The sequence below is a fragment of the Streptomyces sp. NPDC001480 genome, assembly GCF_042894725.1.
In the GTDB taxonomy this organism is placed as follows: Bacteria; Actinomycetota; Actinomycetes; order Streptomycetales; family Streptomycetaceae; genus Streptomyces.
Genome location: NZ_JBIAVX010000001.1, coordinates 190,051 through 203,424 on the forward strand (window position 1 = coordinate 190,051; position 13,374 = coordinate 203,424).

Sequence of the window (13,374 nt, forward strand, 5' to 3'; positions counted from 1 at the left end):
CATCGACTGTGGGGGCATGGTCCGGGACGGACGGGGTACAAGAAGGCACCCGGGCCGGCCGGGGCGGCTCACCGTGCGCCGGGCGCGGTCACGAGGGAGCCTTGACCTCTGGGAATGCGACGCGCGGCCGTGCGAGGAGGTGGTCGGCGTGTCCGACGGGCAGACGTCCGGGCAGGCACCGGCCGCCGCCGGGGCGCAGGTCGGCCGGCCGGTGCTGTCGGTGGCGCTGGCCGCGATGATGGACGAGGTCAACGCGCACTCCGGAGCGGTGTACCTGCTGGCGCCCGACCAGCCGGTGCTGGAGATGGCCGTGATGGCGGGACTGCCCCGGGCGTTCGCGGCGCCCTGGGAACGGGTGGGGCTGAGCGCGCCGATCCCGGTCGCCGAGGCGGTGCGCGAGCGGCGGCTGGTCTGGGTGGGCGGCGAGGACGACATGGCGCGCCGCTATCCGCGCATCGCGGTGGTGCTGCCGTACCCCTTCGCCCTGGCCGCCCTGCCCGTGGCGACCGCGGACACCGTGTACGGCTCGGTCTTCGTGACCTGGCCCGGCTCGCACCCGCCGACCCTGTCCGACTGGGAGCGGGAGCATCTGACGGCGGCCTGCGACCGGCTGGCGAGGCGACTGGAGCGGGCCGCGCGGGCGGACCGCCCGCCGCGCCGCGAACCCGATCTGCTGGCGGCGCCCCCGCTGACCGGCGTGGCCGGCACGGTGGGCACGGTGGAGGCCGCCCGAATGGTGGCGCGGCTGCCGTACGGCCTGGTCTCGCTCGACCTGCACGGGCGGATCGCCTTCGCCAACGAGGCGGCCGGCGAACTGCTCGGCAAACCGGTCGGCGACCTGCTCGGCACCCAGCCGTGGGCGTCGGTGACCTGGCTGAACGACCCCGTGTACGAGGACCGCTACCGGGGCGCGCTGATCAGCCAGCACATCACGTCGTTCGTGGCGCTGCGCCCGCCGGGTACCTGGCTGTCGTTCCGGCTGTACCCGAGCACGACCGGGCTGAGCGTGCGCATCAGCCGGGCCCGGTCGGTGGCGGAGCTGGCGCGGGAGACGGCGAGGTCCGCCGACGCGGGACCGTCCCGGCTGGTGACCATCTCCACGGTGCTGAGCCTGGCCGGCGCGCTGACCGAGGCGGCGGGCGTGGAGGACGTCGTCCAGCTGGTCGCGGACGAGATCGCCCCGGCCGTGGGCAGCACGGCCCTGGTGATGCTCGGCTCGCGGGGCGGCCGGCTGCACGTGCTGGGACACCGCGGGTACGCGGACCCGCACGTCGTCCAGCGGTTCCACGGGGTGCCGCTGGGCGAGCGGACGCCCGGCACCCAGGCCCTCTCCAGCGGCGTCCCCGGCTTCTACGACTCCAGGGAGCAGTTGGAGCGCGTGTACCCGCACCGTCAGGAGACCCCGGACGGCTTCGCGGCCTGGGCGTACCTGCCGCTGATCGCGTCCGGGCGGCCGGTGGGCACCTGTGTCCTCGCCTACGACGAACCGCACGTCTTCCCCGCGGAGGAACGGGCCGTCCTGACGAGCCTGGGCGGCCTGATCGCGCAGGCTCTGGAGCGGGCGCAGCTGTACGACGCCAAGCACCGGCTGGCGCACGGTCTCCAGGAGGCCCTGCTGCCGCGCTCGCTGGCCCGGCTGCCGGGCCTGGAGGCGGCCGCGCGCTATGTGCCCGCGACCCACGGCATGGAGATCGGCGGCGACTTCTACGACCTGGTGCCCGCGCGTCCCCTGCCCGCGGCGGTGATCGGGGACGTCCAGGGGCACAACGTGACCGCGGCGGCGCTGATGGGACAGATCCGCACCGGGGTGCGCGCGTACACGACGGTCGGCCGGCCGCCGCAGGAGGTCATGCGCGGCACCAACCGGCTGCTCATCGACCTGGGCGCCGACCTGTTCGCGAGCTGTCTGTACCTGCGGCTCGACGCCCCGCACGGGCGGGCCGTGATGTCCCGTGCGGGGCATCCGCCGCCGCTGCTGAGGCGCCCGGACGGGAAGGTGCGGGTGCTGGATCTGGCCGGGGGTCCGCTGCTGGGCATCGACGCGTCGGCGACGTACCCGACCACACAGGTCTCCATCGCCCGCGGCTCCGTCCTCGTCCTCTACACCGACGGCCTCGTCGAGTCACCCGGCACGGACATCGAGGACTCCCTCGCCGACCTGGGAGATCTGCTCACCGAGACCGGGGACCTGCCCCTGGACCGGCTGGCCGACGAACTGGTCCGGCACAGCCGGGCCGCCCGGGAACGGGTCGACGACGTGGCCGTGCTGCTGCTGCGGGCGCTGGGCGAGTAGGCCGGGGGGAAGGACGAAAAGACGACACGGCCCGGCCCTCCCGCCGGAGGGCCGGGCCGTCCACCGTCGGCCGGAACCGCTGGGTGTGGCCGATCAGTGGGCCTGTGTGAGGGCCGGTCAGTGGGACTCGGTGCCGGCCGAGCCGTTGCCGGACTGGTTGTTGCTACCGGACTGGTCGCCGTTGCCAGACTGGTCACCGCTGCCGGACTGGTTGCCGGACTGGTCGGCGCCGCTCTGGTCGGCGCCGCTCTGGTCGGCGCCGCTCTGGTCGCCCGCCGTCGCCGACGGGTCGGCGGTGGCGCCGGACTGGTCACCCGCACCGGTCCCGTCGCCCGCGCCCGACTGGTCGCCTGCACCGGCCTGGTCGCCTGCCGAAGCGGACGGGTCGGCGCTGCCGCCCACCGCGTCGCCGCCGGCCTGGTCGCCCGCGCCCGCGCCGGCACCCGCACCCGCACCGCCGTCGCCGAGGGTGGCGCCGGTGGCCTGGAGGGCGGCGGTGACCGGCTGGAAGAAGGTCTCGCCGCCGGCGGTGCAGTCGCCGCTGCCGCCGGAGGTGAGGCCGACCGCGCCGCCGTCCTGGGTGAACAAGGAGCCGCCGCTGTCGCCGGCCTCGGCGCAGACGTTGGTCTGGATCAGGCCGTTGACGGTGTCGACGCCGCCCGGGTCGGTCTCGCTCTGGAAGTTGACGGTGGCGTCGAGGCCGGTCACCTGGCCGTTGTGCAGACCGGTGGTGGACCCCATCCGGAACACCGTCTCGCCGACCGTGGCGTCCTGGGCCTGGGTGATCTGGACGGTCTGGCCGTTGCCCGCGTTGACCTCGCTGGGCGCCTGGGTCTGGGCGTCGTTGTACTTCACGAGCGAGAAGTCGCCGTTACCCGGGAAGGTGGCCTGGTCGACGGTGGCGATGGGCTGCCCCGTCTCGGAGTCGGACCAGTCCTTGGCCGCGACACCGCAGTGACCTGCCGTCAGGAAGGCGGGACTGCCGTCTTTGGCGGTGACGTTGAAGCCGAGGGAGCAGCGGACGGTGCCGTTCTGCACCTGGGAGAAGATGGCGTCGCCGCCGGAGACCTTCGTCGTGAACTTGCCCGCGGACTTCTTGAGCGTCGCCATGTTGGAGCCGAGGCTCTTGACCGTGGACTCCACCCGGTCCCACTTGGCACCGGTGACGGTGCTGTCGGCGGTGACGACGACCTTGTTCGTCCTGGGGTCGAGTGCCCAGGCGGTGCCCGGGACGGTCGCCTTGGCCTTGAGGGTCTTGGCGGCGGCCTGGAGTTCGGCCGTGCTGTTCTGGACCTGGCGGACGGCCGCGCCCGCCTTCTTCGCCTGGAGGATCACGTTGTTGTCGCCGCTGACCAAGTTGACGACGAGCTGCTTGCTGTTGCTGTCGTAGTAGGAGCCGGCGAGGGCGTCGCCGAGCAGCTTCTGCAACTGCGAAGCGAGATCCGAGGCGTCCGACGCCTTCAGGACCTTGGGGCCGGCGGCGGAGGTGTCACCCGAGGCGCCGTTCTGGGACGCGTTGGCCATCGGCAGCAGGAAGGCCGCCGCTCCGAGCGCCGCAACGCCGCCCACCGCTATCGCAGCCTTGCGCTTCGGCATTCGCTTGTGACTCAAACTACTCGACCTCCTGGGAACGGGGGGTCTGCCACCGTGGGGCAGTGCCGCTGTGGGGCAGTGGATCGTGGGCGCCTGGTTGGCAGTTGGTACGCAGGGGGTGCGCGATGCGTTCAATTGCTTTTGCCAAAAACCTTTGCGCGACGGTGAATCGGCCAGGCTCGGTCGACCACCGCGTGTCGCGGGGCGGGCCCGGGAACAATCCCCCATATGACGATGACCACCGCCGAAGCCGACAAGATCCTCTCCGCCAACTTCGCGCCCTGGGTCCTCGAACTCGGGCTGACCGTCGAGGCGGTGGGCGAGGACCGCGCGGTCCTGCGTCTTCCCTGGTCGGACCGGCTGGCACGGGAGGGCGGCGGCCTGTCCGGGCAGGCGCTGATGGCGGCGGCCGACACCGCCACGGTCATCGCCGTGTCGGCCGCGCGCGGCGGCTTCGTGCCCATGACGACGGTCCAGCAGTCGACGTCCTTCCAGCGGGCGGTGACCGGTTCTGACGTCCTGATCACAGCGGTGCTGACCAAACTGGGCCGCCGGACGGCGTTCGCGGACGTCACGATGACCGACGCCGAATCGGGCGGACTCGCCGCCCGCGCGAGCACGGTGTACGCCCTTCTGGGCTGAACACGCTCAGCGACGGCCCGGAAACGGTCCGTTCAGAACACTGAGCGGAATCCCTGCTTCAGGGAATCTGCACATCGATTACCCAAGCGGGTCACGGCGTACGGGAGATCTGCACAAGTGCGCGCCCCCGGTCATGCCAATAGCGCGGAGTGCCCGGTTTCGCCGCGGCCGGGGCAAGGGCTCGTACGCGACGATGCCGTGCGGCATGTGAAGGAGTGGCCGACAAGCCGTGCGCACACCTGCACGGATGGGACCGACGCGAGGTCAAGTGCGCAGGTGAGAGCGGTGGTTGATTGGAATCGCGAGCCGCGTGCGTGCTTTGATCCATCGCACCGCGGGGGCCGCTCAGGGCTTCCGGAACGGGCGTTCGGGCCCCTGCGGTCGCGGCCGTCCATCTGTCCCCCAGAGGGGGCCGCTCCCCCCTTGTGAAATATCCATATGAAGGGAAGTTCCACCATGAACTCCACCCCCCAGGTCGAGACCGTTGAGATCTCCGACGCCGAGCTCGACAACGTCTCCGGCGGCCTTTCCGTGAACGCCCTGAACACCGCCACCGGCGCCCTGAACGGCATCGCCCCGGTTTCCGGCGTGGTCGACACCGCCATCGGCACGGTCGAGGGTGTCACCGGCCTGAACACCCAGCCGGTCACCGGCCTGGTCGCCGGTCTCTGATCGCACCTCGTTGCCGCTGAGTCCCGGAGCCGCCTCCCGGCTCCGGGACTCAGCGATGCCGTAAGCAGTCCCGCCCCACAGGTGAGGGATAGTCCCGTGCAGTTCCGCCAACAGGCCCTCGCCAAGCTCCAGTCGCCGGAAGAGCTGGACCTTCCGGTGCGGCTGGCCCGGCCCCAGGGCTGGCTCGCGCTGTCCGTCTCGGTCCTCGCCATGGCGGCCGCCTCCGTCTGGGCGGTGACCGGCTCGGTCGCCTCCACCGTCGGCGCGCCCGCCATCCTCACGCACGCCGAGGGCAGTTACGTCCTCCAGAGCCCGTTCGCCGGGCAGGTCACCGCCGTCCTCGCCAAGCAGGGCGAACGGCTGCCGGCCGACGCGCCCGTCCTGAAGGTCCGCACGGCCCAGGGCGAATCGGTCGTGCGCACGGTCGCCGCCGGACGCGTCACCGCGCTGGCCGCCACCATCGGGCAGATCATCCGGACCGGCGAGAACGTCGCCGCCGTCGAGAAGATCGCCCATGCCTCCGACCCGCTGTACGCGACGGTGTACGTCCCCGCCGAGAACGCCGCCTCGATCCCCCGGCACGCCCCGGTCGACCTGACCGTGTCGTCGGTGTCCACGCAGGAGTACGGGGTGCTGCGCGGCCATGTGAAGTCGGTGGACCGCACCGCCCAGTCCGCCCAGTCGATCGCCGCGTTCCTCGGGGACAGTCAGCTGGGCGAGCAGTTCACCAAGAAGGGACGCCCGGTCGCCGTGCTCGTCGAGCTCGACAAGTCCCCTGGCACCAAGAGCGGTTACAAGTGGAGCTCTGCCGGGGGGCCGCCGTACGCGCTCGGCTCCATGACCCTGGCCACGGGTTCGATCCGGCTGGCCGACCAGCGTCCCGTCGATTGGCTGCTCCCGTGACCACCGCCCAGGAAACCCGCGGCCGGCGCCGGGCCGCCCCGCCCCGGCGCACCGTCCCCAAGAGCCGGGGCCGGGCCGTGCGCACCCCGACCGTGCTCCAGATGGAGGCCGTCGAGTGCGGCGCCGCCTCCCTCGCCATGGTCCTCGGACACTACGGCCGCCACGTCCCGCTGGAGGAGCTGCGCATCGCCTGCGGCGTCTCCCGCGACGGCTCGCGCGCCAGCAACCTGCTGAAGGCGGCCCGTGGTTACGGCCTGACGGCCAAGGGCATGCAGATGGACCTGGCCGCCCTCGCCGAGGTGCAGGCGCCGGCCATCCTGTTCTGGGAGTTCAACCACTACGTCGTCTACGACGGCATGGGCCGCCGCTTCGGCCGCCGCGGGGTGTACGTCAACGATCCCGCCAAGGGCCGCCGGTTCGTGCCCATGGAGGAGTTCGACGGGAGCTTCACCGGGGTCGTCCTGGTGCTGGAACCGGGCGAGGACTTCGTGCGGGGCGGACGCAGGCCCGGTGTCCTCGGCGCGATGCCGGCCCGGCTGCGCGGCACCGCGGGCACGCTGCCCGCGGCCGTCCTGGCGAGCCTGCTGCTGGTGGCGGTCGGCGCGGCGGTGCCCGCGCTGAGCCGCACCTACATCGACATGTTCCTGATCGGCGGCCAGACCTCGCTGCTGGGCGTGCTGTTCACGTCGATGGGCGCCTGCGTGCTGCTGACGGTGGTGCTGACCTGGTTGCAGCAGGCCAATCTGCTGCACGGCCGGATCGTCTCCTCCACCCTCTCCAGCGCCCGCTTCCTGCGCCATCTGCTGCGGCTGCCGGTGACCTTCTTCGCCCAGCGCAGCCCCGCCGACCTGGTGCAGCGCCTCCAGTCCAACGACCAGGTCGCCGAGACACTGGCCCGCGACCTCGCCGCGGCCGGCGTGGACGCGATCGTGGTCGTGCTGTACGCGGTGCTGCTGTACACCTACGACCCGCAGCTGACGTTCGTCGGCATCGGCGTGGCCCTGCTCAACGTGGTGGCGATGCGGTTCGTCGTCCGGCTGCGCGCCACCCGCACCGCCAAGCTGCGCGCGGACACCGCGCGGCTGACCAACACCTCCTACACCGGGCTCCAGCTGATCGAGACGATGAAGGCGACCGGCGGCGAGGACGGCTACTTCCGCAAGTGGGCCGGCCAGCACGCCACCACGCTGGAGGAGCAGCAGCGACTCGGTGTGCCCAGCGCCTGGCTGGGCGTGGTCGCCCCGACGCTCGCCACCCTCAACAGCGCGCTGATTCTCTGGATCGGCGGGATGCGGGCCGTCGAGGGGCATGTCTCGGTCGGTCTGCTGGTCGCCTTCCAGGCGCTGGTCACCCGCTTCACCGCCCCGCTGACCAGGCTCAACGGCGTCGCGGGCCGCATCCAGGACTTCGCGGCCGACGTGGCCCGCCTCAAGGACGTCGAGAACTTCCAGGCCGACCCGCTCTACGCCCGCCCGGGCGGCGGCGACTCCACCCGGCGCCTGCACGGGCACGTCGAGCTGGAGAACATCGCGTTCGGCTACAGCCCCCTCGACAAGCCGCTCCTGACCGGCTTCGACCTCACCGTCGGCCCTGGTCAGCAGGTCGCGCTCGTGGGCGGCTCGGGCAGCGGAAAGTCGACCGTCTCGCGGCTGATCTCGGGGCTGTACACGCCCTGGGAGGGCGTGATCCGCATCGACGGACAGCGGCTGGAGGACATCCCGCGCGGCGCGCTCGCGGCCTCCGTCTCCTTCGTCGACCAGGACGTGTTCCTCTTCGAGGGCTCGGTCCGCGACAACGTGGCCCTGTGGGACCCGTCGATCCCGGACGACGCCGTGGTGGAGGCCCTGCGGGACGCCGACCTGTACGACGTGGTGATGCGCCGTCCCGGCGGCATCCACAGCAAGGTCGAGCAGGACGGCCGGAACTTCTCCGGCGGACAGCGTCAACGCCTCGAGATCGCGAGGGCGTTGGTGCGGCGGCCCAGCATCCTCGTGCTCGACGAGGTGACCAGCGCACTGGACGCGGAGACCGAGCAGACCGTGATGGACAACCTGCGCCGGCGCGGCTGCGCCTGTGTGGTGATCGCCCACCGGCTGAGCACCGTGCGCGACAGCGACGAGATCGTCGTGCTCCAGCACGGCACGGTCGTCGAACGCGGGCGGCACGCCGAACTGGTGACGCGCGGCGGTGCGTACGCCGCGCTGGTCAGGGAGCGGTGAGATGACGTCCGTACCCGAAGGCGACCTGGTCCTCGGAGCGCTCGGCGCGCTGGGCACCCCCGTCGACTGCGCCGGCCTGAACCGGCTGGACCTTCAGGGCCCGCAGGTGCTGTGGCTGGTCGCGGCGGGCGCCGTGGACCTGTTCGCGGTGGACGCCGGGCAGCAGGGCCACTGGCACCACCTCGGCCGGCTGGAGGCGGGCTCGCTGCTGCTCGGCCCGGTCCCCGGACCGCAGCACACCCTGGTCGCCCGCCCGTTGCGCGACTGCGTGGTGCACCGCATCGGGCTGCGCGAGCTGTACCAGCCGGCGTCCACCCAGACCTGGTCGTACGACGAGTACGGCAACCCGCAGTACGTGCCGCCGACGACCAGCCCGCTGGAGTACGCCCTCGCGCTCGGTGTCGGCCGCAGCCTGTCGGTCCTCTTCCAGGCGCCGATGGCGGGCGATCCGGCCTCCGGGGATGGGGGTGCCCCCGCCCGAGTGGATTCGAGCGTGGGGGAGGATGAGGACGTGTTCTGGATGCAGGTCCCGCCGGGCAGCGTGCAGTACGGGTCGCTGTACGGCGCCGAGGCCGCCACCGACCTGCTGATGGACCCCGCCGTGTGGCAGAGCATGGTCGACCAGCAGTACCGGCTGCTGACCACCCTGGACCGGTGGATCGAGCAGCTGGAGCGCACCCACGAGACGCGTACCGCCGCCGGGATCAAGGCCGGTGAGGCGGTCCGCGCGCAGGCCGACCGGACCTTGCTCGCGTCCATCGGCCGGCCCTCGGCCAAGCGCACCACGGCCGCCGACGCCGACGCCGGCTACGCGGCCTGCAAGCTGGTCGCCCAGGCGGCCGGGTTCACCCTCTCCGAGCCCGCGCAGAGCGGCACCGGCGGGGACCGTCTCGACCCGGTGGACCAGGTGGCCCTGGCGTCCCGGGTGCGTACCAGGGCCGTACGGCTGGACGGCCGCTGGTGGCGGGAGAACGTCGGGCCGCTGGTGGGGCACCGGGCCCTGTCGGGGGCGCCGGTGGCGCTGCTGTGGCGGCGCGGCGGCTATGTCGCGGTGCATCCGGCGACCGGCCGGGAGACGCCGATCGAGAAGGCCAACGCCGAGGAGTTCGAGCCGCGGGCGGTGATGTTCTACCGCCCGCTGCCCGAACGGCGCCTCGGCCCGCTCGGACTGCTCCGGTTCAGCATGCGCGGCACCCGCGGCGACCTGGTGAACCTGCTGCTCGCCGGGCTGGTGACGGTGGCCATCGGCGCGCTGGTGCCGATCGCCACCGGCAAGGTGCTCGGCGAGTACGTGCCCAAGGCGCAGCAGGGGCTGATCGTCCAGGTCTGCCTGGCGGTGATGGTCAGCAGTGTGGTGGCGGCCGCGTTCATGCTCCTGGAGAACCTGACCATCCTCCGGCTCGAAGGCCGTATCGAGGCCACGCTCCAGCCGGCCGTCTGGGACCGGCTGCTGAGGCTGCCGACGAAGTTCTTCACCCAGCGTTCGACCGGCGAACTGGCCAGCGCGGCCATGGGCATCAGCGCGATCCGCCGGCTGCTGGCGGGCGTCGGCCCGGTGGTCGCCCAGTCGGTGACCGTCGGCGTGATGAACCTCGGCCTGCTGTTCTGGTACAGCGTGCCGATGGCGATGGCGGCGATCGGCATGCTCGTGGTCATCGGCGCCGTGTTCCTCGGTCTCGGCCTGTGGCAGGTGCGCTGGCAGCGGCGTCTGGTGGTGCTCGGCAACAAGCTGAACAACCAGGCGTTCCAGACCCTGCGCGGGCTGCCGAAGCTGCGGGTCGCGGCGGCGGAGAACTACGCGTACGCGGCCTGGGCGGGCGAGTTCGCGCGCAGCCGCGAGTTGCAGCAGAGGGTCGGCCGGATCAAGAACCTCACCACGGTGCTGGGCGCGGTGTACCTCCCGGTGTGCACCCTGCTGATGTTCATGCTGCTGGCGGGCCCGGCCAGGGGCGCGATGTCGGCGGCGGCGTTCCTCACCTTCAACACCTCGGTGACCATGCTGCTCACCTCGGTCACCCAGCTGACCGGCGCCTTCGTCTCGGCGGTGGCCGCGCTGCCGCTGTTCGAGGAGATCAGGCCGGTGCTGGAGGCGACCCCGGAGGTGCGGGCCGCGAGCACCCGGCCCGGGCCGCTGTCGGGGGCCGTCGAGGCCCGGCGGCTGTCCTTCCGGTACGCCGACGACGGTCCGCTGGTTCTGGACGACGTGTCGTTCGAGGTCCGGCCGGGCGAGTTCGTGGCGGTCGTCGGCCCCAGCGGCTGCGGCAAGTCCACGCTGCTGAGGCTGCTCATCGGCTTCGACAGGCCGGTGTCCGGGAGCGTGCTGTACGACGGCCAGGACCTGGCCGCCCTGGACCAGTCGGCGGTACGGCGGCAGTGCGGGGTGGTGCTCCAGCACGCCCAGCCGTTCACCGGCTCGATCCTGGACGTCATCTGCGGCACCGAGCCGTACACGCCGGAGGAGGCGATGGCCGCGGCGGAGCTGGCGGGGCTCGCGGAGGACATCCAGCGCATGCCGATGGGCCTGCACACGATCGTCTCGGGCAGCGGCGCGATCTCCGGCGGGCAGCGGCAGCGCCTGATGATCGCCCAGGCGCTGATCCGCCGGCCGCGCATCCTGTTCTTCGACGAGGCGACCAGCGCCCTGGACAACGACACCCAGCGCACGGTCATCGACAGCACGCGGGGGCTCAACGCCACCCGGATCGTCATCGCCCACCGCCTGTCCACGGTGCTGGACGCGGACCGGGTGATCGTGATGGAGGACGGCAAGGTCATCCAGCAGGGACCGCCCGCCGAACTCCTCGCGGACACCGGCGGCCGGCTGCACGAGCTGGTGCGGCGGCAGCTGGCCTGAGCGGTCAGTCCAGACCGGGCACGGGCGCGCCGGAGGGGAAGCCGGCCTCGACGTAGCCGTCGTAGAAGTCCTTCCAGAGCACACCCGGCCCGGCGTGTGGTCCCCCGGGCCCCTCCCCGCCGGCCCCGCTCGCCCTCGCGTCCAGCGCGGTCAGGCAGACCTCCCAGCCGGCGGCGTTGCGGGCGGCGGTGTCCTCGGCGGCCAGGACGTCGGTGAGGGTGAGGCCGGTGCGGCCGTCGCCCACGTCCTCGACGTCGAGACGCAGCTCGTCACCGCCCCACTCGAAGGACAGATGCCGGGGCGGGTCCACGGCGATCACCCTTCCCGTCGACGCGGGCATGTTCGGATCTCCGCTGAACCGGATGGTGCCGCCGGGGCGCAGCTCCATCTCGGCGCGGGAGGGGAACCACCGCGCGAGTTCGCCGGGGTCGGTCACGAAACGCCAGACCTGGTCGGCGGAGTGGTCGTAGGTGCGCCGGAAGCGGACGGCCGGGCGGCCGTCGTCCAGGGTGAGCCGGGTTCCGGTGAGTTCGGCGGCCATGGCGGGGCACTCCTTCGAGGCTCAGCGAAACTTTGCCGTTTCGCAGAAAGTGGTCTAGCCTCTGGCAAGTAGGTGTACGAAACCGTTTCGTTTATGGCCTCTTTGCCCGAAGCTCCGAACGACTTCCCTGGAGTGGCTTCCCGATGTCACAGAAGACCCTTAACGACGAGGCCCGGCCGGGTGCCGTCGAGGCGTCGCCCGGCGGTTCGCCGAAGCGGTGGTGGATCCTCGCGGTCGTCGCCCTCGCGCAGCTGATGGTGGTCCTCGACGCCACCATCGTGAACATCGCCCTGCCCTCGGCCCAGGCCGACCTCGGCTTCTCCGACGGCAACCGGCAGTGGATCGTGACCGCGTACGCGCTGGCGTTCGCCTCGCTGCTGCTGCTCGGCGGCCGGATCGCGGACCTGTTCGGCCGCAAGACGGCCTTCCTCATAGGCGTCGTCGGCTTCGCGGCCGTCTCCGCGCTCGGCGGCGCGGCGAACGGCTTCGCCATGCTGGTCACGGCGCGCGCCCTTCAGGGCGCCTTCGGCGCGCTCCTCGCCCCGGCCGCGCTGTCACTGCTCAACACCACGTTCACCGACGCGCGGGAGCGGGCGCGGGCGTTCAGCGTGTACGGCGCGATCGCCGGCGCCGGCGGCGCGGTGGGCCTGCTGCTCGGCGGGGTGCTGACCGACGCGCTCGACTGGCGCTGGACGCTGTACGTCAACGTGGCCATCGCGGTCCTCGCCTTCGCCGGCGGCCAGGCCCTGCTGGTCAACCACCGGGACGCGGCGAACTCCAAGCTCGACGTGCCCGGCACGGTCCTGGTCGCCGCGGGCCTCTTCTTTGTGGTGTACGGCTTCTCCAACGCCGAGACCCACGACTGGGGCTCCCCGCTGACCTGGGGCTTCCTGATCGCGGGCGGAGTGCTCCTGGCCGCCTTCACCTGGTGGCAGACCCGGGCCGCGCACCCGCTGCTGCCGCTGCGCATCCTGACCGACCGCAACCGGGCGGCCTCCTTCCTCGCCGTACTGATCTCCGGCGCGGGCATGTTCGGGGTCTTCCTGTTCCTGACGTACTACCTCCAGCTGAACCTGGGCTTCAGCCCCACCAAGACGGGCGTGGCCTTCCTGCCGATGGTCGGTGCGCTGATGGTGACGGCCCAGCTCGGTACGACCGTCCTGGTGCCGCGGCTCGGCCCGAAGGCGGTCGTCCCGCTGGGCTTCGCGGTCGCCGCGGCCGGCATGGCCTGGCTGACCGGCATCGGCGTCGGCTCGCACTACCTGAGCGCGGTGTTGCCGCAGCTGGTCGTCACCGGCATCGGTCTCGGCCTGGTCATGCCGCCCGCCATGCAGCTGGCCACCGGCGGGGTGGCCGCCGAGGACGCGGGCGTCGCCTCCGCGACGGTCAACGCCATGCAGCAGGTGGGCGGCTCGGTCGGTACGGCGCTGCTGAACACCCTCGCGGCGAGCGCCGCGACCGACTACCTCTCCGGCCGCAACGCCGCCAGCAAGCTGGTCCAGGCCCAGGCGACCATCGAGAGCTACACCACCGCCTTCTGGTGGTCGGCCGGCTTCTTCGCCGCGGGTGCGCTGATCTGCTTCCTCGTCTTCCGGCGGGGAGTGCCGGAGCAGGACGCGGACGCCGCACCGGTCGTCCACATGTGAGTGCTACCAGC

The 13,374-nt window shown here is 72.2% G+C and carries 9 protein-coding genes; 7 read left to right on the top strand and 2 right to left on the bottom strand.

Going from position 1 to position 13,374, the window contains the following annotated elements; translation table 11 throughout:
• The first annotated feature begins 139 nt into the window (after window positions 1-139).
• Entirely contained in the window at window positions 140-2,293 is a 2,154-nt protein-coding gene (locus ACFY01_RS00860) for a SpoIIE family protein phosphatase (protein WP_390733464.1), read from the top strand.
• A gap of 117 nt (window positions 2,294-2,410) precedes the next feature.
• On the opposite strand, the gene ACFY01_RS00865 is transcribed toward ACFY01_RS00860, so the two are convergent.
• Window positions 2,411-3,889: a S1 family peptidase gene (locus ACFY01_RS00865; RefSeq protein WP_390734015.1), complete on the bottom strand. Its 1,479-nt coding sequence runs from the start codon at window positions 3,887-3,889 to the stop codon at window positions 2,411-2,413.
• A 225-nt stretch (window positions 3,890-4,114) separates the two neighbouring features.
• Between ACFY01_RS00865 and ACFY01_RS00870 the strand changes: the two genes are divergently transcribed.
• From ACFY01_RS00870 to ACFY01_RS00890, 5 genes are all read left to right on the top strand, one after another.
• Complete coding sequence (locus ACFY01_RS00870) at window positions 4,115-4,528, top strand: PaaI family thioesterase (RefSeq protein WP_390733465.1); 414 nt, start codon at window positions 4,115-4,117, stop codon at window positions 4,526-4,528.
• A gap of 456 nt (window positions 4,529-4,984) precedes the next feature.
• Entirely contained in the window at window positions 4,985-5,200 is a 216-nt protein-coding gene (locus ACFY01_RS00875) for a type A2 lantipeptide (RefSeq protein ID WP_390733466.1), read from the top strand.
• A gap of 96 nt (window positions 5,201-5,296) precedes the next feature.
• The gene (locus tag ACFY01_RS00880; protein ID WP_390733467.1) at window positions 5,297-6,103 is read left to right on the top strand and encodes an HlyD family efflux transporter periplasmic adaptor subunit; all 807 of its coding nucleotides are present in this window, start codon (window positions 5,297-5,299) and stop codon (window positions 6,101-6,103) included.
• Window positions 6,100-8,322: an NHLP family bacteriocin export ABC transporter peptidase/permease/ATPase subunit gene (locus ACFY01_RS00885; RefSeq protein WP_390733468.1), complete on the top strand. Its 2,223-nt coding sequence runs from the start codon at window positions 6,100-6,102 to the stop codon at window positions 8,320-8,322. The genes ACFY01_RS00880 and ACFY01_RS00885 overlap by 4 nt, the downstream gene beginning before the upstream one ends.
• 1 nt (window position 8,323) lies before the next feature.
• Window positions 8,324-11,176 (top strand): NHLP bacteriocin export ABC transporter permease/ATPase subunit, encoded by a 2,853-nt coding sequence (locus ACFY01_RS00890; protein ID WP_390733469.1) that lies wholly within the window; start codon window positions 8,324-8,326, stop codon window positions 11,174-11,176.
• A gap of 4 nt (window positions 11,177-11,180) precedes the next feature.
• On the opposite strand, the gene ACFY01_RS00895 is transcribed toward ACFY01_RS00890, so the two are convergent.
• On the bottom strand, window positions 11,181-11,717 hold the full coding sequence (locus ACFY01_RS00895; protein WP_390733470.1) for an SRPBCC family protein: 537 nt from the start codon (window positions 11,715-11,717) through the stop codon (window positions 11,181-11,183).
• A 143-nt stretch (window positions 11,718-11,860) separates the two neighbouring features.
• On the opposite strand from ACFY01_RS00895, the gene ACFY01_RS00900 reads away from it, so the two are divergent.
• Window positions 11,861-13,363, top strand: a complete 1,503-nt coding sequence (locus ACFY01_RS00900; RefSeq protein WP_390733471.1) for an MFS transporter — start codon at window positions 11,861-11,863, stop codon at window positions 13,361-13,363.
• The last annotated feature ends 11 nt before the right edge of the window (window positions 13,364-13,374 follow it).

Excerpts from the sequence above, each read along its gene's own strand:
- ACFY01_RS00890 (WP_390733469.1), top strand. The coding sequence starts at position 8,324 with ATGACGTCCGTACCCGAAGGCGACCTGGTCCTCGGAGCGCTCGGCGCG.
- ACFY01_RS00865 (WP_390734015.1), bottom strand. The coding sequence starts at position 3,889 with ATGCCGAAGCGCAAGGCTGCGATAGCGGTGGGCGGCGTTGCGGCGCTC.
- ACFY01_RS00875 (WP_390733466.1), top strand. The coding sequence starts at position 4,985 with ATGAACTCCACCCCCCAGGTCGAGACCGTTGAGATCTCCGACGCCGAG.
- ACFY01_RS00870 (WP_390733465.1), top strand. The coding sequence starts at position 4,115 with ATGACGATGACCACCGCCGAAGCCGACAAGATCCTCTCCGCCAACTTC.
- ACFY01_RS00900 (WP_390733471.1), top strand. The coding sequence starts at position 11,861 with ATGTCACAGAAGACCCTTAACGACGAGGCCCGGCCGGGTGCCGTCGAG.
- ACFY01_RS00895 (WP_390733470.1), bottom strand. The coding sequence starts at position 11,717 with ATGGCCGCCGAACTCACCGGAACCCGGCTCACCCTGGACGACGGCCGC.